Here is a 22,043-nt window from a genome sequence, read left to right on the forward strand (position 1 = left end):
CAACACGAAGGTCAGATCGCAATCGGTAAAGAGCCGCATCTTGTAGACCGAACGCCACGGCGCGATATGGTCGGATTCCGTTCCCACGACATAGAGCGGTGTCTCGATGTCCTTAAGCGCGATCACCCGCCCTTCGACTGCGAACCGGCCCGCTGAGAGACGGTTTTCCAGGAACAGACCCCGCAGATATTCGGAATGCATCTTGGCCGGCATCCGGGTCGTGTCGTTGTTCCAGATCGTCAGATCGGTGGGCAGGTCCTGCTCACCAAGAAAGTAGCGTCGGATCGCGCGGGCATAGATCATGTCCTCAGCTCGGATCGAGGCAAAGGCCCGCGCCATCTGCGGCCGGTCGAGATAGCCCTGCGCCCACATCAGGTCCTCCAGAAAGGCGATCTGGCTTTCATCGAGAAACAGTAAAAGCTCCCCGGCCTGCGAGAAATCGACCTGTGCTGCGAGGAACGTCGCGGTCGCCAGCCGGTCATCGCCGTCGCGTGCCATGGTCGCCGCCGCGATTGCGAGGATCGTGCCGCCAAGGCAGTAGCCCATTGCATGGATCTTGCGCTTTGGCACGATGGCACCAATGGCATCGAGCGCCGCCATGACGCCCTCCTTGCGATAATCCTCTAGAGAGAGATCCGCTTGATCCGCGGTCGGGTTGCACCACGAGATCGCAAATACCGTGAAGCCCTGCTCCACGAGATAACGGACCATCGAATTGTGCGGCGAAAGATCAAGAATGTAGTATTTCATGATCCACGCAGGCACGATTAGGATCGGCTCGGCATAGACCTTTTCCGTAGTCGGCGCGTATTGGATCAGCTCGAACAGGTCGTTGCGGAACACGACCTTGCCGGGCGTGCAGGCCAGATCTTCGCCAAGTCGGAAGCCTTCGGGAGGCGCCTGTCGGGTCTGGGTCAGGGTTTGGTACATATCCTCGGCGAGGTTTCCCGCGCCTTCAACGATATTCGCACCCTGCGTGGAGAGAATCTTTTCGAGGATTTCGGGATTGGTCAGCGGCAGGTTCGACGGTGAGACCGTGTCCAGTGCCTGCCGGACCATGAACCGCACCCGCGCCGCGTCATCCTCGCTCAAACCGCGCAGATCGCCCGTAGCATGGTTCCACCAATCCTGCGTCGCGAGGAAACTCTGCTGCCAGAGCAGGAAGGGCATCTTTGTCCAGTCTGCATGGGTGAAGCGGTGGTCATAGGGCTTTGGCTGGAACGGCAGCTCGTCCGCCGTGCGCGAGTGGTGCTGAGCCGCAAGGCTGGCAACCTGCATGGCATTCTTTGCCGCCCGTTCGGCCAGTTCCAGTTGACGCCCGGGGGCGCGGGCGATGTGCAGCGCCCAGTCGTTCCATGCTTGCAACATAGAAAATGGCGACACGCCGCCGGTATTTCGGGCCATGACAGCGCGGGAAATCCGGTCCAGATAGCGGTAGGGGTGCTCCTCGCTGGCCTTGGGCTTTACAGCGTCTTCGGGTTTTGCGCGCTTGGCGGGCAGTTTCGCTGCGGAGGCTGTCTGCTTTGGCGGACGCTGCCGCGTCTTTTGCTGTTTTGCCATGAGGTCTCCTTTGCCCACGTCCGGGCGGCGAGCTTGAAAGATGGCTGTCCTCTCGGAAGGCTAGCCAGTTTCAGAGTTATTCCATTGATCTCTGTCATGATGCGGTCCGCTGGGGGTAATATAGTAACAGTAGGGTTAGTCCAATCGGCCCTCTATTTAAGGGGGAGCACAGGGTCTGCCTCATCAGAAGCGAACAAAGGTGACAGCCATGTTGGAAATCATGAAGGAGAGCGAAGGAGCGGTCGTTGGCGTGCATGCGTCCGGCCTTCTACGCGAAGACGATTACCGGACGTTTCTGCCGGAGCTTGAAGACCGCTTTCGCCAATATGGCAAGCTGCGCGTCGTCTTTTTCGCAGACAGCGATTTCGAGGGGTGGGACCTCAAAGCGGCTTGGGACGATATGTCCTTCGGGATGCGGCATGCTTCGGATTTCGAGCGTCTGGCGCTCGTGGGCGCGCCCGACTGGGTTGTCTGGTGCGTCAAGCTCAGCGCCTTCCTGATGAAAGGGGAGATCAAGGTGTTTCCCGGCGATGCGCTGGAGGAGGCCTGGGCCTGGGTCAGGGGGTAGGCCGCCCTCGCTGCGTCATCCGTGGTTCACCGCTTCCGAGCCGACGATGACGTCGAGCATGTCGGATGTCGTCTGTTCCTGCCGCGCCATGCGTTCCTCGCGGCGCAGTTTGTCGAACCTCGTGTCGATGTTGCGCGATGCCGCATCCATCGTCAGCAGGCGCGCGTTCTGCTCGCAGAGCAGGCTCGCCATCAGCGCGCGCGCAATTTCCGCGAATAATAATTCTGCTGCCAGCCTGTCCAGAAGTTCTGTAGCCGGCAGGTGATGCAGGGGCGGCGCGGCGGTATTTCCAGTCTCCGCAACCGGATCAAGCGGCAAAACCTTGCGCTGGCGCACGGCGTATGTCCCGCTCTGCTGGTGCTCGGCGCAGATCAGCCGCGCGTGTGTCACCCCGTTCAGCCGTTTGGCAACCCACCGCGCGCGTTGCGTCACGCCGCTCGCCCGGGAGGTCATGGGCAGCGTGATATCCGGATGCATGCCCATTTCGCGCGCGAGAATCTGACCGCGTCGCCCGATCAGGACAAGCGCGTCCTCCGGCCTGCGCAGATCGCGGACCTGCTCCATGATCCGCGTGTTGAACCCGCCGACAAACCCGTTCTCGGACGTGATTGCCAGCAGCACCGACGGGCTGGTCTTTGCGCGTGGGGTCGGGCTGGCGGTTTGGCCCAAACGTGCAATTGCGCGTTCCACCGTTCCGCAAAAGGCCTCGGTCCCGCTCAGAGCCTCCTGAGCCTCGCGCGCCCGCACCGCCGCCATCGACCGCATCGCGCTGACCAGAACACCAAGCTGTTCGAGGCTTTCGAGCCGGGCCTCAATGCGGGCAAGCTCGGCCATCTAAACCTTCGCTCCGGTGCCCGCAGCAGTCGCGAACTCCTGCACGCAGGCGCGGGTGAAGTCGCGCAATGCGGCGTGGTTTTCTTCGGACAAGCTGTTGGTGGCGTCGATCTCGGTCACCATGCGCGGGCGCTCCCGCGGCAGTCGTCTGGCCAGCACGGTCCGGAATTTCGGAATGTCCGGCAGGGCCATATCGTCGAGCATCCCCGCCGAGACCGCGAGCAGCAGAGCGACCTGCAAAGAGAGGGGCAAAGGCTGATATTCGGGTTGTGCAAGGATCGCCCGTAGGCGGCGGCCATGCGCAATGGTTTTGGCCCTCTTGTCATCCACCATCGCCCCGAAGCGGGTAAAAATCTCCAGTTCGAGATATTGCGCGTAGTCGAGCTTGAGAGACTGTGCGAGCGACTTGATCGCCTTGGCCTGCGTGGCCCCGCCGACGCGGCTGACGCTCAAGCCCACGTTCACGGCGGGTTTTTGTCCTTCGTAAAAGAGTTTCTGACCAACGATCACCTGCCCGTCGGTGATCGAGATCAGGTTGGTCGGGATGTAGGCGGTCAGGTTTTCCGCCTGTGTTTCGGCGATGGGCAGCGCCGTCAGGGAGCCTCCCCCATGCTCAGGCGCAAGTTTCGCGGCGCGTTCGAGCAAACGTGCATGGAGGTAAAACACATCCCCCGGATAGGCCTCGCGGCCCGGCGGCTTTCTCAGCAGCAGCGATAACTGCCTGTAATCCATGGCGTGCTTTGTCAGATCGTCGAGCACGAGAAGGGCGTGCTGGCCCCGGTCCCGGAAGTATTCTGCGATGCTGCACGCGGCAAACGGGGTGATCCACTGAGCGCCCGGCGCTGCATCGGCGGCACCGACCACGAAGATGCAGCGCTCCATCGCCCCATGTGCCCGGATTGCCTCAATGACGCGGGCAATGGTGGAACTCTTCTGCCCGATCGCTGCGTAGATGGAGATTACATCGGTGTCGCGCTGGTTGATGATCGTATCGACAGCAATCGAGGTCTTACCGGTCTTGCGGTCCCCGATGATGAGTTGCCTCTGGCCGCGCCCGAGCGGGATCATCGCGTCGATCACAGTCAGCCCGGTCAGCATCGGCTCGGTGATAAGGTCGCGCTCGACAATGCCCGGAGCGGGCCGTTCAATCGGATCGAAGCGCTCGGCGGCAATGGGCGGCCCGTCATCCAAGGGCGCGCCGAGGGGCGAGAGGATGCGCCCCAGAAGGCTCTCGCCAACCGGCACGCGCGCGATCTTTCCGGTATTGTAGACCCGGCTGCCAGCGGTGATCGCGTCATAGGGCAAGAGCAGAACGCAGCCCAGAGAATTACCGGCAATGGTCATTGCCAGCCCCATGCTGCCATCCTCGAAGCGCAGAAGCTCGCCCAACTTTGTCTGTCGCAGCCCCGACACGTGCGCGACCCCGTCGCCGATCTGCTCGACGCGCCCGATCTGTTCCAGCTTTGGGTCAAGATCGGCGTGGTCCAACTGCGTGCACGCGGCGGATATCCAATCCGACAGGTGCTTTTCCATCGCCATCGCTCAGACCTCCAGAGCCTGCGTCGCCCGGTCGAGCCGGTCCGCCACGGAGAATCGCAGGGCCGCATGCGGGAAATGCAATTCCACGCCTCCGAGCAGGTCCGCGTCTTGCGCGAAAACCAGGTGCGTCTGTGCGCCGAATTGCTCCGAGAGAATGGCCTCCCACGCGTCCTTTTCCGCGCTTGGTATGGGCCGCGCCGTGACAATCGTGATCGCTGCATCGTCCGGGCGCAGATCCTCTTTCAGATTTTCGAGATCGGCGGGGTGCAGACCATCGAGATATGCGCGCACTTGGTCCAAAAGGTCTTTCCCCGTCGCTTGACCGGCGAGCGCGGTTTGCGCCAATCGCGCCGCCAGCGCGCCGATGCGGTGCTTCAGAGCGCCGAGGGCTTGCTCTTCTTCACGCGCGATCCGTGCCTGCGCGGCCTCCAGCAAGGCTGTCGCCTCTTTGCGGGTTTCTTCGAGGCTTTTCGCGCGGTCTTCCTCCAGCGCCTTGTGAAAGGCGGCATCCTGCGCAGCGCGGTCCTCGGCAAATTGCGCGGTCTTTTCTCCGTAGGTTCGGCGGATCTCCTCTGCGTCCGCAAGCTTCTGCGCAGCCGTATCGCTCGCCGCCTTGTCTGCCGCTTCGCGCTCTTCGATGATCTTGCGGATCGGACGGTAGAGGAACCGGCTCAGAAGCCAGATGACGACCAGAAAATTGATCGTCTGAAGTCCCAATGTCCACCAATCGATCTGCATCGTCAGCCGACGAACGGATTGGCGTAGAGGAGAAGAAGGGCGATGACGAGGCAGTAGATCGCCATTGTCTCGATCATCGCGAGGCCTACGAACAGCGTCCGGGAGAGGGTTGCGGCGGCCTCTGGCTGGCGGGCAATGGCCTCCATTGCGGCGGCGACGGCACGGCCTTCGCTATAGGCCGGCATGATCGCTCCAAAGGAGACAGCGATCACCGCTCCTATGATGCTGACGAGTTCGACATAGTCCATGATGGTCCTTTCCTTATGTCTCGATGGCTCCGACTGCCGCCGCGATGTAGACGGTTGCAAGCACGGTAAAGATGTACGCTTGGATGATCCCGATCAGGATACCGAGCAGTAAAAACGGTATCGGAACCAGCAGGCCGGCGAGAAACACCACAATGGCGATGACGAATTCATGGCTCATCATGTTTCCGAACAGGCGGATCATCAGCGAAAAGGTGCGCGTGAGTTCCGACAGGACGTTGAGGGGCATCAGAAACGGGTTGGGCTCTAGATAATGGCGCAGATATTGCCTGCCGCCCCGGACCTTCACGCCATAGAAATGCACCGAAAAGAAGACGATGAGCGCTAGAGCGGCCGGTGTTTCGATATGGCCCGTGGGCGGTTTCGCATCCGGCACGACCGCCGTGAGATTGGCAAGGCTCAGGAACAAAAAGAGCGAGCCGAGCAGCGGCAGGAAGGGCCACGGATCGCGGCCGAGGATGTCGCGCAATTGCTTGACGATCGACAGAACGACGACTTCCAGCGCCGCCTGCACTGGGCCGGCGTTATGGGCAGGCTTGCGCAGCGCCACACTCAGGAAAGCCGCAAGCACGAGCATCAAGGCCCAGGTCGTGACCACGGCCCGGCTGATCGGCACGGGGCCGATGTGGAACAGGATATCTGGTACGAGCGGGCTGGACTCCATCAGCCCTGCCTCTTCACGCGCCAGATCGCGACCGCGCGGGCGGCTAGGAAGCCAAGCAGGGTCCAGATCAGGGCCACAGCCCCCTGCATGGCGGCCAGAGCCAGCACAGCAGCGGCCAGCAGGGTCCGCACCCCGAGCCAGAGCGCCGCGCCGCGCCAGTCCGCCGCGCCCTCGATTGCCGCGACCGTGCGGCCCAGAAGGGCGAAATAGGCACCGCCCAAGGCAAGGCCGGCGGCCAGCCAGACAAGGTTGCTCGAAAGAAGAGTCGGGGTCATTTCTCATTCATCCTTTGCCATGCGAGATAAAAACCGAAACATGCTCCGGCGAAGGTCAGGGCACCGCTGAATGTCACGCCCGTTTCGAGTTTGCCGTCGAGCCAGCGCCCGATGAACACGCCCAGCAGGGTCGGCGTCACGATCAGCCAACCCAGCGCGCCGATCATCGACAGGTTCTTCCACAAGGGGCGTTCGCCCTCTTCTGCCCACCGCCTACGGCGCTCTTCCTCGGCGCGGATCGCGTCCAGCATTTCGTTGCGGTCGTTGTGCTCGGGGTCGCTCATCCTTGCGCCTCCCCTCTGTCGGGACCTGCCCCGCTCTGCAGCTTCGGCGTCGCCGCAGGCTCGCCCAGCCCCCGCACTAGACGTTCGATCTGCCGCATAGTGGCCAGATGCAGACGCTGTTCGGAAGTTCGGGTGACGTCCTCCTCCACGTCTTCGCGCTGCAGCTCCGCCAGCGCGGTGGACCCCAGATCCGCGAGTTGGTCCTCGCGCCATGCACCGCGCGCGGCGATGTCGATCCTGCGTCCGTCTTGCACAGTCAGAATGCCGCCCCGGACGACGATCACTCCGTCGCGGGTCCGAGAGCGCCAGCTAACCACCGAGATCGGCAGGACCGTCAGGAAGTCCGCATGTCCCGGGGCGATGCCGAAGCTGCCGGTATCGTCCTCAGCGCGGACCGCCGCGATCTCAGCAACATCCTCGACGATCTCCGTTGGTGTGACAACAACCAGCCTCATGACGCCTCTTTCGCTCGGCCCTGCCGTGCGTGGGCATCGTCCAGCGTGCCCACCATGTAGAGTGCGCCCTCGTCCCAGGCGTCAGTCCCGCCGTCGAGAATGGTCTCACAGCCCGTCAGCGTTTCCTCGAGGCTGACAGAGACTCCGGGCCGCCCGGTAAATTGTGAGGTGACCACGAAAGGTTGGGTCAGGAACCGGATGAGACGCCGGGCCCGGCCCACGGCCTGCCGATCTGTAGCGCTCAACTCATCGATCCCGAGCAGAGAAATGATTTCCTGCAATTCGCGGTATTGCTCGATCAGCCGCCGCACCCTTTCGGCGGTGTCGTAATGCCGCTGCCCCACGATCAGCGGATCGTGCAGGGACGAGCTCGACGCGAGCGGATCGATGGCAGGATAGAGCCCTTCGCTCGCCATGTCGCGGCTGAGCACGATGGCACTGTCGAGATGAGTGAAGGTCTCGGCAACCGCTGGATCGGTGAAATCGTCGGCGGGCACATAGACGGCCTGAATGGATGTTACCGCCACACCCTGTACCGACGCAATGCGCTCCTGAAGCTCCGCGATCTCCGTCGCAAGCGTCGGCTGATAGCCCACGCGGGAGGGCAAGCGACCCAGCAGGCCAGACACTTCTGAGCCCGCCTGAACGAAGCGGAAGACATTGTCGATCAGGAACAGAACATCCTGCGCCATCTCGTCCCGGAAATATTCGGCGACGGTGAGGGCCGAGAGCGCAACGCGCCAGCGCGCCCCGGGCGGCTCGTTCATCTGCCCAAAGACCAGAACCGTGCGGTCGATCACGCCGGATTTCTTGAGGTCGAGCCAAAGCTCATGCCCCTCGCGCGAGCGCTCGCCGACCCCCGCAAAAACTGACTGGCCCTTGTAGCGGTCGGCGATGGCGCGGATGAGCTCCATGATCAGTACCGTCTTGCCGACACCTGCGCCGCCGAACATCGCCGCCTTACCGCCCCGCGCGAGCGGCGCCAGCAGGTCGATCACCTTGATCCCGGTGGAAAAAAGCTCGGTCCCGGCGCTTTGCTGCGAGAGCGCCGGGGCGCGTCGGTGAATGCCGCGGCGCGGTGTGTCTTCTGGCAGGTCCGGCCCCTTGTCGATCGTCTCACCCACCACGTTGATCATCCGGCCCAGCACATTCTCACCCACGGGAACAGAGATCGGGCCCTCCGTCACCCGCACAGGCGTTCCGCAGGCCAGACCCGCAGCTTCCTGAATGGCCACGCAGCGCACATGCGTTGGATCGGCATGTTGTTGCACTTCCAGAATCAGCTTTTCCGGGCCGTCCCAGTCAACGTCCAGCGCCGTGTTGATCTCGGGCAGATCGCCGTCCGGGAAGGTCACTTCGATGACCGAACCTTCAATGCGAGAAACTTCCCCCGGCCTGCGCGGAGGGGTGTCCTGCGTCACGATCCCGATATCTGCGTCCTCCCTCCGCATCTCAGTGCATCATCAAAAGCGGGAGCGGGGCGTGGCGGATCATGAACCGTGTGACACCGCCGAAAACCGCTTCCCAATTGCGGAAATGGCCATAGCCGCCCATCACGATCAGGCCACAGTCCAGATCGGCTGCGGCTTCCACCAGAACCTCACCGATTGGCTCGGCCCGTTTCGGGCGGTTTTCAAGAACGCAGGCAATCCCATGCCAAGCCAGATGCTCCCGCACACTTGCGCTTTCGGGCGGCTCTTCGTGCGGGTCCGCGACATGCACGAGAACGGCTTCCGTCAGCGGCAAGCCACTGGACAGCCACGCCGAGATGGCGCGCACGCAGGCGCTGCTGCCATCCCACGCAATCAGGGCAGGGCGCGGCTCGGCTTGGGTGGGCACATCTGGCAGATAGAGCACAGGGCGCCCTGAGCGCAACAGGGTCGCTTCGAGGACATTCTCCGCCATCAGGTTGTATTTGGCGGTTTCAGGGGTAAAAATCGTCATGTCGGCGCGTCTGGCCAGCGGCGTGATCGCGTCCAGTGGCTCGCCCTTCACCTGATGCCAGGCCCCGGTGGCCCCTTCCGTGCCGACAGGCCCTTGCCGTAACCCCAGCCCCGCCTCCTTCCGGAGTTTGCCGAACATGCGACGCGAAGCCTCGGCGACACTGCGCCCCTGGTCTTCCATGCGGTCTTGAATATCGGCCAAGAGACTGTCCCGGTCATACGGCTCTATGCCTGTATAGACAAACGTGTCTTCTGGGTCTGGACGCAAGAAAACAACGTCGAGATGGCACGACAGGCGCTGAGCAAGGGCGATCCCCCGGCTCAGACTCGAACGATCATAGCGCCCCGGCGCGATTGGCATCATGATGTTTCGTATTGTCAAGTTCTGACCTCACTGAACTCGTCCCGCTTCAGCCAAGCGCCCCCCTGCACCAGGGGCTTTTCGAGCATCGGGTTTATCATAGATCGGCCTGGTCTTCTTACTTTGATCTAAGTCAGGGCTTAAACCTGCTGCGATCCTATTGTTGACCTTGGAAAGCAGAGACGTGGCAAGAGGTCAGGAGCGGACATGATCAGTTTCATGATGCAAGTGTCGCGCGCCCTGATCGCTCTCCCCTTGGTTCTTCTGTCCTGCCAAGGTCCGGCCGCCGATGCAGCGCTCGGCTTTCTGGCCCGCGACCGTGTTGCGCTCACCGCGACCGCCAACGAGATCATCACCGATTTGCCGGTTGCGGAAGGTCAGACCGTGACGGTGGGAACGGTGCTCGTGCAACTCGACGACAGGCTGGCGAGAGCGAACCTCGACCTCGCCCTTGCGAACGAGGCGCAGGCGCAGGCCGATCTGGAGCGGATGCAAACCGGGGCTCGTGAGGAGGAAATCGAGATTGCACGGCTGCGTGTCGAGGGGGCGCGGGCCGTTTATAGCGAGGCGCAGGGCACAGTTGAGCGTAACAGCCAACTACTGGAGCGGGGTGCGGTCACGCGCGCCGGGCTCGATCAGGACATCGCTCGCCGGAATTCGGCGCTGGCGGAGCTCAGAAGCGCCGAACAAGCCCTGCACGAGATCGAAACTGGTGCGCGCGAGGAAGACATCCGGATTGCCGAGGCAAAGTTGCGCGCAGCTGAGGCTCAGGTCGCGGCCGAACAGATCCTGCTTCAGAACCTGACGATCGTTGCGTCCCGCGACGGCACCCTCGATAACCTTCCGTGGACCTTGGGCGAGAGGGTCCCCAAGGGCAGCCCTGTCGCGATCTTGCTGACCGGAGCGCGCCTCTTTGCACGGGTGTATGTCCCCGCGCCCGTCCGGACAAGCCTGAAAATCGGAACCGACGTGCAGGTCGAGGTTGATGGTATAGCGGAGCCATTCACGGGGAAAGTTCGGTGGATCAATTCCGAGCCCGCCTTCACCCCCTATTACGCGTTGAACCGCGAGCAACGCAGCCGCCTCGTCTATCTAGCCGAAATCGACTTGCCGCCCGAGGCTGGCGATCTCCCAGTCGGTCTGCCCGTGACAGCCTATCTGCCGTGAGCGGGTTTGTCGTGGAAACGTGGGGGCTAACACGGACCTTCGGGGCCAAGACCGCTGTCGACCGGCTCGACCTGAAGATCAGCAAGGGCACGGTGTACGGCTTTCTGGGACCGAACGGGTCGGGAAAGACAACGGCCATGCGGATGCTGATCGGCTTGCTGCAGCCGTCTTCAGGTGAAGCCGAGATTTTGGGCACCCGGCTTCCCGGCAATGCCGAACCGCTCAAGCGCCGCATCGGCTACATGACGCAGGGCTTCACGCATTACCGCGACCTTACGGTTCTGGAAAATCTAAGCTTCATTGCGGATATCCACGATCTCGGGGGCCGGGAAAAGCGCGCGCGGATAGGAGAGATGCTCGAAACCTACGAGCTGGCCGCACAGGCGCACGTCCTCGCGGGCGAGATGAGCGGCGGACAGCGCCAGCGTCTTGCCCTTGCCGCGACCGTTCTGCACCGGCCCGAACTTCTGTTTCTCAATGAGCCTACGGCTGCGGTCGATCCCGAGACGCGCCGAAATTTTTGGGAGCGGCTCTTTGACCTAGTCGAAGCGGGCACCACGATGATCGTGTCGACCCATCTGATGGACGAGGCCGAAAGGTGTCACCAGATTGCTATCCTCGACAAGGGCCGCAAGCGGACCGACGGCGCACCGCGCGACCTCATGGAGCGCGTTGCGGGACGTGTGATCGAGGTGACCGGCCCTGACGTGCGACCCGTCAGTCGCCACCTTGCCGACAGCCCGGACATACTGTCGGTCGCGCAGGTTGGATCGCGGTTGCGGGTGCTGCTCAGTGCCGGAGTGGACGACCCTCTGGGTGTGGTGACGGACAGACTGAAGGAGTTTGCGGATATCCACACGCAACCTACGCGGCCCAATCTCGAGGATGTGTTCATTCTCGCGACGCGGGAGGGCGCGGCGTGATTTCGTACCGGCATATCCTCGCCATCCTCCGCAAGGAGTTGCGGCAACTGCGCCGGGACCGGCTGACCTTCGGCATGATCGTGATGATCCCGCTGATCCAATTGGTCCTGTTCGGATATGCTATCAACACCGAAGTCCGCCACATCCCCGCCGCACTCGTTGATCAGAGCAATACCGATGTGAGCCGCGCGATGACGCAGATGGTGCAAGCCACGCAGGTCGTCCGGTTCGAGCGCCAGTTCGCAACGGTTCCGGAGGCCGAGCGGGCGATCGTGCGGGGCGAGGTGCGGGCTGCCTTCATCATCCCCAAGGATGTTAGCCAGCGCCTTGTGCGCAACCCGGCCATCGGCGCGCGCTTTTCGCCGGGCGTGCAGGACCCGACAGCGCGGCCCGTGGCGCAATGGATCGCCGATGGCTCCGACACGTTGGTGGCGGCGGCTATCCGGTCCCTGCGCTCAATGCCGCTCGGGCCGCTCTTCCGCGAGGCGGCAAATACCCCGCCCCTGACCTTCGAAGTCGCCCTGTTCTACAATCCAGAGCAACGGACCGTGGTGAATATCGTACCGGGTCTTGTCGGGATCATTCTCACGATGACGATGATCATGTTCACCGCCGCCGCGATCGTGCGCGAAACCGAGCGTGGGAATATGGAGATGCTGATCGCAACGCCCATCCGCCCGCTCGAACTCATGATCGGCAAGATCGTCCCCTTCGTCGGCATCGGCCTCTTGCAGGTCGTGATCATCCTCAGTCTGGGATGGGCCCTGTTCTCGGTCACCACTGCCGCCTCGGTCTGGACCCTGTTGATCGTGACCTTGCTCTTTATCCTTGCGAGCCTGTCATTGGGGCTGGTCATCTCGACCTTCGCCAAGAACCAGCTTCAGGCCATGCAGATGACCGTGTTCGTGTTGCTCCCGTCTATCCTTTTGTCGGGGTTCATGTTTCCCTACGAAGGGATGCCCGAGGGCGCGCAGGCGCTTGCGGACCTGCTGCCGGTCACGCATTTCATGCGGATCATCCGCGGTGTCTTTCTGCGCGACGCGGGGCTTGCCGATGTGTGGCCCGACGCTCTGTGGCTGATCGGGTTCGCGGTGCTCGGGATGGCCGCCGCATCGCTGCGGTTCCGCAAACGGCTGGATTGAGCGCCGTGAGTTGCAAGCGCGCAAGGAAGGCGCAAAACGAAAGTAGGATCGTGCAAGACAAGACCAGCGCAATCAAGAAACCCGAATTGCGGCACCGCGTCATGGCGGGCTTTATCGGCAATGTCGTAGAGTGGTACGACTTCGCGCTCTACGGCTATCTGGCGGGAGTGATCGCGCAGGTGTTCTTCCCTTCCGAGGACGCAACGGCTGGCCTGATCGCCACCTATGGCATCTTCGCCGCGGGCTTTCTGATGCGCCCCTTGGGGGCTGCGGTCTTCGGCTGGTTCGGCGACCGCTATGGCCGCGCCCGCACCATGCAGATCTCGGTGGCGATGATGGCGCTCCCGACCTTGCTGCTCGGCCTTCTGCCAACCTACGCGGCGGTTGGCGTTCTGGCGCCGGTGCCTCTAGTGCTGGTGCGGATCCTGCAAGGCATTTCCGTGGGCGGCGAATTTTCGTCCTCGGCAACGTACCTCGTCGAGACCGCGCCCCTGCGAAAGCGTGGCCTGACGGGCAGCTGGGCCAATATCGGCTCAATGACCGGATCGCTTCTCGGCGTCGGCGCGGCTGCCCTCGTTACCACCCTTTTCGATGCACAGGCCCTGCAGGACGGCGCATGGCGCTTGCCATTTCTAGGCGGGGCAGTGCTCGGGCTGTTGGCAATCTTAATTCGGCGCAATCTGCATGAGTCTGATCGCTTCGATCAGCACCATGGTGCGCGCGAAGAAACCTCGCCGCTCTTGCAGGCTTTCACGACCAACCTGCGCGAAACACTCCTCGCCTTGGGGTTTGCGGCCAGCTACGGGACCTGTTTCTACATCGCCTTTGTGTATCTGCCAGAATGGTTGTCCGGTCAGAACCTCATGGCCCGCAGCACCGCGCTGACGGTCAACACGGCGATGACGGTCTTGGTGATCCCCCTGATGCCGCTTGCGGCGATCGTCGGTGACAAGGTTCTGGCGCGGCGCACCTGGATCGCCTTGGCGCTGTTGGCGCTCGGCTTGATCGGATGGCCAATGCATCTGTGGATGCTGAACTCGGGCGGCGCGATGCTCCCGGTCCTTCTCTTTCATGTCCTGGCCTTCGCCCTGTTGGCAGTCCCGCTGGGTTCGGGTCCAGCCTTGTTTGTGGAGATGTTCCCCGAGGAAGATCGCTTGTCGGGCTACTCGGTGGCGTTCAATCTTGGTATGGGCGTGTTCGGAGGGCTTACGCCGATGATCGCTACAGGCCTGATCGCGGCCAGCGGGATCGCGACCGCGCCTGCGCTTTACATGACGCTCGCCTGCGGGCTCGCCGTGATCTGCCTCGCGCTGGTGCCGGACCGGAGCAGAGATCCGCTCCGGTGAGACGCCAGATGGCAGACACGTGGCGGCGATGCCGCCCCTGTTCAGAGTTGCTTGCGCCAACGGGTTGAGACCGGCTCACTCCACAGGCGCCCCGAATAGCGTTGCAAAGATTGCCAGAAGGACCGCTACAGCGAAGAGACCGGCCTTGACCGGGTCTCCGGCAGCCCTTGCAGACAGGGCCGCGATACTGGCCTGCAGCGCGTAATAGGCGGCAAAGGCGCGCGAGGCATAGCTGATGATTTCAAACACATTGGCGGACCATGTCAGGAAAATCCCGAAGCTGACGACTACGAGATAAGCAAGCCGCGCGGTGATCCATCCATCTGTGAGTTCCTCGATCAAGCCTCCTGAGCCGCTTGCATCGGCGGAAGCGGCGCTGAACTGGGCGCTGAGCGCGGAGGCGACGAGCAAGGCCGGAAGGATCGGGGTGACCACGTTCATCAGATCGATGATCGCGGTTGCCTTCAATGTCAGGACCTTGGTTTCAAAGCTGTACGTCAACAGGCCGATATAGAGAATGTAGATCGCTGCCGAGACCAGCTGTGCGATCTTCATGGACCTGATGCGCATTGCGGCATCGTAAGTCTTGCCAAGATAGCGCGAGGTTTCAAAGCCCTGCACGGTCACGATGAGACGGGCGGCCAACATGAGGGCGGGCCATCCCGAGACCGTAGCGGGGTGTAAAACGAGCGTGCCGGCCTCCACGCTTTGGGCGAAATGAAACGTTAGACCGATCAGAAGGCCCATGATGATCGACAGGTTGAGCCCGACCGCGACCTGTTCAAGGCGCTCCATCGCGGAGAAGCCACGGGTCCAGCCGACAAACAGAATGACGAGGAACACCGCCGTGGTCAGCAATTTCGCATGATAGCTGTCATTCAGCGCCGTCAGGCGAATGCCGAACACGCCAAACAGGTTCAGGTAGTAGGCAACGGAAATCACATAAGCGAAGGCTAGGCAGGCGGAGGCCGCGGTCTCGATATACTCCACTGGCGGCGCCCTGTTTGCGGTCTGGTCAAGTGTCTGGATGTTGTACCGAATCGCCCATCCGAACAGATAGGCCATGAGGCAGAGCGACGCCATGACCAGAGGGGCATAGGCGCCGTAGCTGACATCCATGATCGGTCCCAGCACGAGAAAGCCGCTGCCGATGATCGAAGCCAAGGGTGTTATAGTGGCCCGCCAAAGCGGCGCGTTCGCAAGTCGGGGTCACATCAGGAACGCGCCGATCACAGCGACCCCGACAAGAACCGCGATATTCACCATGGCCGTCGCGACTTAAAAAGCCCGCGTGGCGCGCTGCGGTCAGGACATGCCCATGTCAACGCGTTTGATCCAGGCCATGGCGTCTTGCTCAAGTGCGGCCACATGGTGGCCATGCGCTTCAAGCGATGCAATATCCGCGTCCAGAGACCCTTTGAGAAAGCGATACCGCGCCTTCAACTCGCCACTTGTGAGATTGTGCCCGTCATTCAGGTTGTTTTTGAAATCCATCTTGTCTCGGGCTTCTTCAATCTTGGCGCTGACCGCTTCGAGGCGGCTGTGCAAGTCGTCATTGGTTAGCAATGTCGTGATCCTTTACTGCGATTGCCGATGCGAACGACACCATAACCAACGGTTCGACGTGACTAGACAGCGCAAATTCGTCAGCGGAGCTTGGCCCGAAAAGCCAAACGAGGACGCCCGCATTGGGTCCTTCGAAAAACGATTGGCTATCTGGGCACGGCGCAGACGCCGATTGAATGCAACCTCCCCGGCACCGGACATGAGGTTTTCGACCATCGGGGTTTGCAATGCTGACAGTCCAGTATGCCTTGCAGCAGATGGCGCGGAAGGACGTTGCATTGTTGAGATAGTGCGCCTGTGAGCGGGCTTCGAAGTATTGGGCCATGCGTTCTAGGTCAGGCGCGGTTTGTAAATCCCGGCACCGTTCCCAACCCTCCCAATCCTTTGGCTGATGTCCCTCTGCCGCAAAACGCCGACTGGGATCATTTCAAAAATTGCTTGAGAGGCTGCTGTCATGCCTCGCGGCAAGCAAGGCGGATGGCGCGCTGCTGAAGCCTTCGTGCAGGATGCAGGCGAAGCAGGGCAGGCAGCGACAGCGGCTTGGATTTCGTGATAGGATGGTGGTCAAAGTTTCGGTTTGGTTGCAGGCTGCGACACGCCTGCAGCCCAAAGACAGCTCTCGGAGATACGGATGGCCGGAAAAATCCAGGATATTCTCGCACAGATCGAAACCTTGTCCGTGGAACTGGAGGAGGCGATCGCCGAGCGGCGCAAGGCGTTCGAGTATGAATTGAAGGACCGGCGGGCGCATTTCGAGAAGGAAGTCTTGCGTCGTCACCGGGCGCTGCGTGTTCCGATCCGGGCATTTCTGGCACGGGCCCGGCTGTCCCACATTCTGACAGCACCCGTGATCTACAGCCTGATCCTGCCCTTCGCTTTGCTGGACCTGTTTGTCAGCGTCTATCAAGCGATTTGTTTTCCCGCCTACGGCATCCCCAAGGTGCGCCGCCGCGACCACATCCGTATCGACCGGCATCACCTTGCTTATCTGAACGGGTTGCAGAAGCTGAACTGCGTGTATTGCGGATACTGCAATGGCCTGATCGCCTATGTGCGTGAGATCGCTGGCCGGACCGAGGCCTTCTGGTGCCCGATCAAGCACGCGGGTCAGGTCCGCCAACCGCATGATGCTTATCCGTATTTTCTGGATTACGGTGACGCTGAGGCTTTCGACGAGGGGCTCAAGTCCTCGCGCCAAGCGGTACAGATTGCCGAGCACGCCACCAATGCCCGAGGCAAGCGATGACCCTGCCGCGGGCCTTGATCGGCGGGCCCATTTTTCTTAGCCGAGTGTCGGATTTGACACCGTGGCCTGATGCCAGCGCGCCGAGCCTATGCTCCACCCCTGCATTATGTCAGCCGCAAAAGGACGAATCTGCTATCCTCACACCTCAGGAGGTTGCCGCGCATGATCACGCTATCGGTCAACAGACGCCGCGTTGAAGTGGAGGAAGGCGCCAGCCTGCTTGATGCCGCGCAAGCTGCAGGCGTTCATGTGCCGACGCTGTGTTATCACCCGCGCCTGCCAGCGCATGCCGTATGCCGGATGTGTCTGGTCGAGGTCGCGGGTCAGCAAAGCCCCCAGCCGGCGTGCCGCACCCTGGCGAAAGATGGAGATGTGGTCGACACGGACAGTTACGACCTCAAGAGTTTCCGCCGCGCCGAGGGCGAATGGCTGCTCGCGCGTCATCCGAACGATTGCATGCACTGCGAGGTTGACGGGGCCTGTCAACTCCAGCGCCTTGTCCATGAGAACCAATGGGAAGACCGCTGGCCGAAACAGGCCACTGGCGCGACGGATGCGGGCGAGGAGGTCCCGGGCGACCACACCTCCCCGAGCATCTGGCGCGATCTGACGAAATGCATCGAGTGCGGGCTGTGTGCGGAGGTCTGTGGAGAGACCGTTCAGAACCAGAATATCATCGGCTTTGCCGCGCGAGGATACGACCGTCGCCCTGTTACGGTCTTCGAGCAGCCCCTTGCCGAGACCAAGTGCATCTCCTGCGGGCAATGCACGCTCGTTTGTCCGGTGGGAGCACTCATAGAGGCACCGCAATGGCAAGAAGTTCTTCAGGTCCTCGATGCACACCGGCGCGTGTCGGTCGTGCAGGTCGCTCCGGCGACCCGGGTAGCGATCAGTGAAGAGTTCGGCTTGAAGCCGGGAACGATCAGCACAGGGCGGCTGATCAATGCCCTGCGGGCGCTGGGGTTCGATTATGTCTTCGATACCAACTTCGCCGCCGATCTCACGATCATTGAGGAGGGCTCGGAACTGCTCGCCCGGCTCAGGGGCGGCGCGGAGCTGCCGCTCTTTACGTCCTGTTGTCCGGGTTGGGTGAATTGGGTCGAGTTGAACCGACCTGATCTGCTGCCGCATTTGAGCACGACGAAATCCCCGCAGCAGATGCATGGGGCGATTGCCAAGCGCGGTGCCTTTGCGCGGTCCCTAGGACCGGATTTCGCGGAGGGCAAGGCCGAGCCCTTTGTCGTAAGTGTCATGCCCTGCACGGCCAAGAAGGACGAGGCCCGGCGGCCCGGCCAGTCGGGCGACGTCGACCATGTGCTCACCACGCGTGAACTGGCCCGGATGATCCGCTCCCGTGGCATCCCGTTTGGCGCGATCTCGGAGGATGGCCAGTTCGACAGCCCGCTGGGAGAAAGCACAGGCGCGGCACAGATATTCGGGGCGTCGGGCGGCGTGATGGAGGCTATGGTGCGCACGGTCTCGCATCTGACCGGCGCAGATGACGCGGTCAGTCTCGAATGGGAGGCCCTGCGCGGTATGCGCGAAGGCGTCAAGACAGCCACCATTCCGGGCATCGGGACCGTCGCTGTGTGCAATGGCATTGCCTCCGCACAGCGGCTATTGGAGGACGAGGCGTGGCGCGACGAGTTCATCGCGATAGAAGTCATGGCCTGCGTCGGCGGCTGCCTCGGTGGAGGCGGCGAGCCCAAGTCGATGGACCCGCAAATCCTCCAGAAGCGCGCGGCGGGGATTTACCGGGCCGACAGCAAGGCGCAGCGGCGCCGTTCCTTCGAAAACGTGGAGGTTCAGGCACTCTATGCGTCGGAGCTGACGGAGCCAAACTCCCCTGCGGCCCACCGTTTGCTCCACACCCACTATGCGGCCCGGACCTCGGAGCGCGCCCTGTTGATGCGGTTTCTCGATTGCGTTGACCGGCGGGATGGCGCGGCTGCTGCACGTCTCTTCGCGCAAGATGGCGTCTGGTCGACCGCGTCTGCGTTCGGCGATATCTGCGGGGCGGCGGAGATCGAAGCCTTCATCGACACCCAACTGCCCCCGCGCCAGTACGGTGCGAAATATGCCCGGCACCATATGGCCTCGGCGTCGTCGATTGATGACCTGACAGTGGTCACACCTGACGGCACGCACTGCCGCTTTGATCTCGAGTTTGCGCCTCACGCGGCCGCGCACCCCTCACGGCGGGTAATCAAACGTCTCGTACGCACGGTGCTTTAAAGCCTTGTGCGGATTGCGTCTGGCCTATTATCTGTGTCAAGCAGAGCGCGTTCGGGCTGTTGCAAGATTATGGTGGCGGTCTTGGAGGCATGGAGAAGTGGAGAACGAGTCAAAGCCTGCGGGTAAACCGGAGCCACCGCATCCAGAGCGGCGGCAAACCCAACTGCCGTGGACAAAGCCAAAGCCTCCTCATGAAGATCCCGAAGCCCTCGCGCTCGTCAAGGCGATCATGGAGTCCCCTGAATACAAGAGGGCTGACGAGGATATCGACTACCTGCGGAGCGAAGACACCCGTGGGGTGCGGCTGCAACTCGACTACCTGAAGGCGGAGTGTCTGCTGGAAAGCCATCGCATCCGGCATTCGATAGTTGTGTTCGGCAGCACAAGGATTCCGGAGCCGAAGGCGGCGCAGCGCAGGCTGGCCGAGCTCGAGGCCGCCCGGAACGCTCCGGAGGAGCATCGCCCGGCGGAGCTTGCCCGCGATCTGCGAATCGCGAAACGCCTTCTGGACAAGAGCCAGTACTATGATGTTGCCCGCGAGTTCGGGCGCATTGTCGGAAGGCAGGAAAACGCGAATGGCGGTAAGCTTGTTCTGGTGACGGGGGGCGGCCCGGGCCTGATGGAGGCCGCGAACCGCGGCGCGCATGACGTGAATGCGATCAATGTGGGCCTGAACATCACCCTGCCGCATGAGCAGTTCCCGAACCCGTATCTGACCCCCGGCTTTTGCTTCCGCTTTCACTATTTTGCGGTCAGAAAGTTGCACTTCCTGCTGCGTGCGCGGGCCTTGGTCGTCTTTCCTGGCGGCTACGGCACGCTCGATGAGTTCTTCGAGGCGCTGACGCTGATCCAGACCCGGAAGATCGCGCCGATGCCGGTGATCCTCGTGGGGGAGCGCTATTGGCGCGGCCTTTTCGATCCCGAGTTTCTGGTCGAGGAAGGCGTGATCGACCCCGAGGACCGGGATCTGTTCTGGTTCGCCGAGTCTGCGGAGGAAATCTGGGACGACATTCAGCGCTGGTACGACCGCGCCGGGAAATCCATCAACAATTAGAAAGTTCACTTCAGGATGCAGATTTCATTTCATGGCGCTGCCGGGACGGTCACGGGGTCCTGCCACCTTGTGACCGTGGGCAATCTGAAAATCCTTGTGGATTGCGGCATGTTCCAGGGCGGACATGAACTCAAGGAAGACAACAAGGAAGATTTTGGCTTCGATCCGGCGTCCATTGACGTCCTGCTTCTCACCCATGCGCATCTGGACCATTGCGGGCGCATCCCTTTACTGGTGAACTGGGGGTTCCGGGGCGACATCGTCTGTACGGCCGCAACGCGGGACCTCGCGCGGCTCGTCATGCTCGATTCAGCGCATCTGCACGAGGAGGAGGCCCGGCGGCGGCAGCGCCACGCATCGAAAGGGCATAGGCACCAGCCGCTCTATGACACGCTCGACGTGATGAATACGTTTGATCAGTTCAACCGCACCGTCGAGTACCGCGTGCCTGTTGATCTTGGGCGGGGTGCGAGCGCCATTTTCTACGACGCGGGCCATATTCTCGGATCTGCCAGTATCCTGCTGAGCGTGACCGAAGATGGGCGCAATCGTCGGATCCTATTCTCTGGCGATATCGGCGCTCCGGGGCGGCCACTTCTGAACGATCCTGATCCGCCGGGGGATGCAGATATCATCGTGATGGAAACTACTTATGGCGATCGCGATCACCGTGCGCTGGATGCGTCAGTCGAGGAATTGCTGGACGCCATCGCCGACACCCATGCCCGCGGCGGCAATGTCGTCATCCCGACATTCGCCTTGGAACGAACGCAGGAGCTTCTCTACTTCATCAACGACGGCATCGGACGAGGTGTGTTGCCTGACGATCTGAACGTGTACCTCGACTCCCCGATGGCAATCTCGGCCACGAAAATCTTTCGCCGCCATCCCGGCGCGATGAAGTCGGAGATCGCGCAGAAAATGCGCTCGGGGCATGATCCGTTCCAACTGCCCAAGCTGCATTTCACCCGTGAGGCGGCGGAGTCGATGCAGCTCAACCGTGTGCGCTCTGGCGCCGTGTTCATGGCCGGGTCGGGCATGTGTACGGGTGGGCGTGTCCGGCATCACTTGCGGCACAATCTCGGCCACGCCGATTGCAGTGTGATCTTCGTGGGCTTCGCCGCAAAGGGCACCTTGGCGCGCATCATCATCGACGGGGCAAAATCGGTGAAACTCTTCGGCGACCACATCCCCGTGCGCGCGCGCATTTATACAATCAACGGATTCTCTGCCCATGCCGGCAAGAGTGAGCTGCGCGCATGGCACAAGATGAACCGGGAGCCGGATATCACGTTCCTCATTCACGGGGAGGACGACGCGCGCAAGGCCTTCGCGTCGGGTTTGCAATCCAACCGGATCGAATTGCCCAGTCCGCACCAGAGCTTCGAGATATAACCGCCGGACCGATGGCGCCGACTGGTCCATAAACCCGCTCGTCCCCTGCAGTGAACATCCATGCTGCGTTCGCAGCTTTTCGCTGCAATCAGATCAATTTCTGTCTATACGCATACTTCTCATTTTAGCGCTGCCGCCCCGCTTTGTTCAAATTGGATCTTGTTTTCCATGGGCCGAATTCCGCTTCTTATGAGGAAGATTAGGAAAGGTTTGTCCCTTGCGCTCGGGCCTTCGCAACCTCGAGCGCAAAGCCTGCCAGCACTGCGTTTGCGTTTGAACCATACGTCAGGACCGGCGGGCAAGTGCAGTCCGCTTGCCCCAAGCCAATGCCAAGGAGCGGGTCAGGATTTCTTCAATTTTGCGCACGAAGCAGTCATTGGTTTGGGAGCGGCGAAAGTCGGGAAAGTCCGCAACTCGGTCATAGCCGAGTTATCGATCAGCGTCTGCTCTCTCGCGAAGCCGCCGCTCGAGGCTGGACGAGG

Annotated in this window: 21 protein-coding genes and 1 pseudogene; 9 read left to right on the plus strand and 13 right to left on the minus strand. The window is 61.9% G+C overall.

Annotated elements, in window-relative coordinates; genetic code table 11:
* On the minus strand, positions 1 to 1,560 hold a 1,560-nt coding region (locus tag AC2FIT_RS21975), incomplete at its 3' end, for a PHA/PHB synthase family protein (RefSeq protein WP_496832481.1).
* A gap of 208 nt (positions 1,561 to 1,768) precedes the next feature.
* Here AC2FIT_RS21975 and AC2FIT_RS21980 point away from each other — a divergent pair.
* Positions 1,769 to 2,128 (plus strand): SpoIIAA family protein, encoded by a 360-nt coding sequence (locus AC2FIT_RS21980; RefSeq protein WP_496832482.1) that lies wholly within the window; start codon positions 1,769 to 1,771, stop codon positions 2,126 to 2,128.
* A 15-nt stretch (positions 2,129 to 2,143) separates the two neighbouring features.
* On the opposite strand, the gene AC2FIT_RS21985 is transcribed toward AC2FIT_RS21980, so the two are convergent.
* The 10 genes from AC2FIT_RS21985 to AC2FIT_RS22030 are packed head-to-tail and all read right to left on the minus strand — an operon-like array spanning position 2,144 to position 9,490.
* Entirely contained in the window at positions 2,144 to 2,962 is an 819-nt protein-coding gene (locus AC2FIT_RS21985) for a F0F1 ATP synthase subunit gamma (RefSeq protein ID WP_496832484.1), read from the minus strand.
* Positions 2,963 to 4,501 carry a F0F1 ATP synthase subunit alpha gene (locus AC2FIT_RS21990; protein ID WP_496832486.1) on the minus strand — a complete coding sequence of 513 codons (1,539 nt, stop codon included), beginning with the start codon at positions 4,499 to 4,501 and terminating at the stop codon, positions 2,963 to 2,965.
* Between the two features lie 3 nt (positions 4,502 to 4,504).
* Complete coding sequence (locus tag AC2FIT_RS21995) at positions 4,505 to 5,239, minus strand: F0F1 ATP synthase subunit delta (RefSeq protein ID WP_496832488.1); 735 nt, start codon at positions 5,237 to 5,239, stop codon at positions 4,505 to 4,507.
* A 2-nt stretch (positions 5,240 to 5,241) separates the two neighbouring features.
* Positions 5,242 to 5,487 carry a F0F1 ATP synthase subunit C gene (locus tag AC2FIT_RS22000; protein WP_496832490.1) on the minus strand — a complete coding sequence of 82 codons (246 nt, stop codon included), beginning with the start codon at positions 5,485 to 5,487 and terminating at the stop codon, positions 5,242 to 5,244.
* 13 nt (positions 5,488 to 5,500) lie between these two features.
* Entirely contained in the window at positions 5,501 to 6,169 is a 669-nt protein-coding gene (gene atpB / locus AC2FIT_RS22005) for a F0F1 ATP synthase subunit A (protein ID WP_496832492.1), read from the minus strand.
* On the minus strand, positions 6,169 to 6,444 hold the full coding sequence (locus AC2FIT_RS22010; RefSeq protein WP_496832494.1) for an N-ATPase subunit AtpR: 276 nt from the start codon (positions 6,442 to 6,444) through the stop codon (positions 6,169 to 6,171). The genes atpB and AC2FIT_RS22010 overlap by 1 nt, the downstream gene beginning before the upstream one ends.
* Positions 6,441 to 6,728: an AtpZ/AtpI family protein gene (locus tag AC2FIT_RS22015; protein ID WP_496832495.1), complete on the minus strand. Its 288-nt coding sequence runs from the start codon at positions 6,726 to 6,728 to the stop codon at positions 6,441 to 6,443. The genes AC2FIT_RS22010 and AC2FIT_RS22015 overlap by 4 nt, the downstream gene beginning before the upstream one ends.
* Positions 6,725 to 7,183, minus strand: a complete 459-nt coding sequence (locus AC2FIT_RS22020) for a F0F1 ATP synthase subunit epsilon (RefSeq protein ID WP_496832497.1) — start codon at positions 7,181 to 7,183, stop codon at positions 6,725 to 6,727. The genes AC2FIT_RS22015 and AC2FIT_RS22020 overlap by 4 nt, the downstream gene beginning before the upstream one ends.
* Positions 7,180 to 8,604: a F0F1 ATP synthase subunit beta gene (atpD, locus tag AC2FIT_RS22025; RefSeq protein ID WP_496832499.1), complete on the minus strand. Its 1,425-nt coding sequence runs from the start codon at positions 8,602 to 8,604 to the stop codon at positions 7,180 to 7,182. The genes AC2FIT_RS22020 and atpD overlap by 4 nt, the downstream gene beginning before the upstream one ends.
* A 31-nt stretch (positions 8,605 to 8,635) precedes the next feature.
* The gene (locus AC2FIT_RS22030; RefSeq protein ID WP_496832501.1) at positions 8,636 to 9,490 is read right to left on the minus strand and encodes a universal stress protein; all 855 of its coding nucleotides are present in this window, start codon (positions 9,488 to 9,490) and stop codon (positions 8,636 to 8,638) included.
* Between the two features lie 216 nt (positions 9,491 to 9,706).
* Between AC2FIT_RS22030 and AC2FIT_RS22035 the strand changes: the two genes are divergently transcribed.
* The 4 genes from AC2FIT_RS22035 to AC2FIT_RS22050 are packed head-to-tail and all read left to right on the plus strand — an operon-like array spanning position 9,707 to position 14,065.
* Positions 9,707 to 10,654, plus strand: a complete 948-nt coding sequence (locus tag AC2FIT_RS22035) for an HlyD family secretion protein (protein WP_496832503.1) — start codon at positions 9,707 to 9,709, stop codon at positions 10,652 to 10,654.
* Positions 10,651 to 11,577 (plus strand): ABC transporter ATP-binding protein, encoded by a 927-nt coding sequence (locus AC2FIT_RS22040; protein ID WP_496832505.1) that lies wholly within the window; start codon positions 10,651 to 10,653, stop codon positions 11,575 to 11,577. Before AC2FIT_RS22035 ends, AC2FIT_RS22040 begins: the two co-directional genes overlap by 4 nt.
* Positions 11,574 to 12,719, plus strand: a complete 1,146-nt coding sequence (locus AC2FIT_RS22045; RefSeq protein ID WP_496832506.1) for an ABC transporter permease — start codon at positions 11,574 to 11,576, stop codon at positions 12,717 to 12,719. The genes AC2FIT_RS22040 and AC2FIT_RS22045 overlap by 4 nt, the downstream gene beginning before the upstream one ends.
* 50 nt (positions 12,720 to 12,769) lie before the next feature.
* The gene (locus tag AC2FIT_RS22050) at positions 12,770 to 14,065 is read left to right on the plus strand and encodes an MFS transporter (protein WP_496832508.1); all 1,296 of its coding nucleotides are present in this window, start codon (positions 12,770 to 12,772) and stop codon (positions 14,063 to 14,065) included.
* A gap of 75 nt (positions 14,066 to 14,140) precedes the next feature.
* On the opposite strand, the pseudogene AC2FIT_RS22055 reads toward AC2FIT_RS22050, so the two are convergent.
* Together AC2FIT_RS22055 and AC2FIT_RS22060 are read right to left on the minus strand one after the other, a co-directional pair.
* Positions 14,141 to 15,262: pseudogene (locus tag AC2FIT_RS22055) on the minus strand (Aq_097 family APC-type transporter); the annotation flags it as partial.
* A 108-nt stretch (positions 15,263 to 15,370) separates the two neighbouring features.
* A complete protein-coding gene (locus AC2FIT_RS22060) occupies positions 15,371 to 15,631 on the minus strand; it encodes a hypothetical protein (RefSeq protein WP_496832509.1) in 261 nt (86 codons plus the stop codon).
* A 631-nt stretch (positions 15,632 to 16,262) separates the two neighbouring features.
* On the opposite strand from AC2FIT_RS22060, the gene AC2FIT_RS22065 reads away from it, so the two are divergent.
* The 4 genes from AC2FIT_RS22065 (at position 16,263) to AC2FIT_RS22080 (ending at position 21,561) form a co-directional block, all read left to right on the plus strand.
* Positions 16,263 to 16,877, plus strand: coding sequence for a hypothetical protein (locus AC2FIT_RS22065; protein ID WP_496832511.1), 615 nt, complete (start codon positions 16,263 to 16,265; stop codon positions 16,875 to 16,877).
* A 162-nt stretch (positions 16,878 to 17,039) separates the two neighbouring features.
* Positions 17,040 to 19,112, plus strand: a complete 2,073-nt coding sequence (locus AC2FIT_RS22070) for a [FeFe] hydrogenase, group A (RefSeq protein ID WP_496832513.1) — start codon at positions 17,040 to 17,042, stop codon at positions 19,110 to 19,112.
* 97 nt (positions 19,113 to 19,209) lie between these two features.
* On the plus strand, positions 19,210 to 20,166 hold the full coding sequence (locus tag AC2FIT_RS22075; protein WP_496832515.1) for an LOG family protein: 957 nt from the start codon (positions 19,210 to 19,212) through the stop codon (positions 20,164 to 20,166).
* Between the two features lie 15 nt (positions 20,167 to 20,181).
* Positions 20,182 to 21,561, plus strand: a complete 1,380-nt coding sequence (locus tag AC2FIT_RS22080; RefSeq protein ID WP_496832517.1) for an MBL fold metallo-hydrolase RNA specificity domain-containing protein — start codon at positions 20,182 to 20,184, stop codon at positions 21,559 to 21,561.
* Positions 21,562 to 22,043 lie beyond the last annotated feature (482 nt).

The sequence above is a fragment of the Ruegeria sp. YTSA135 genome (genome assembly GCF_059610165.1).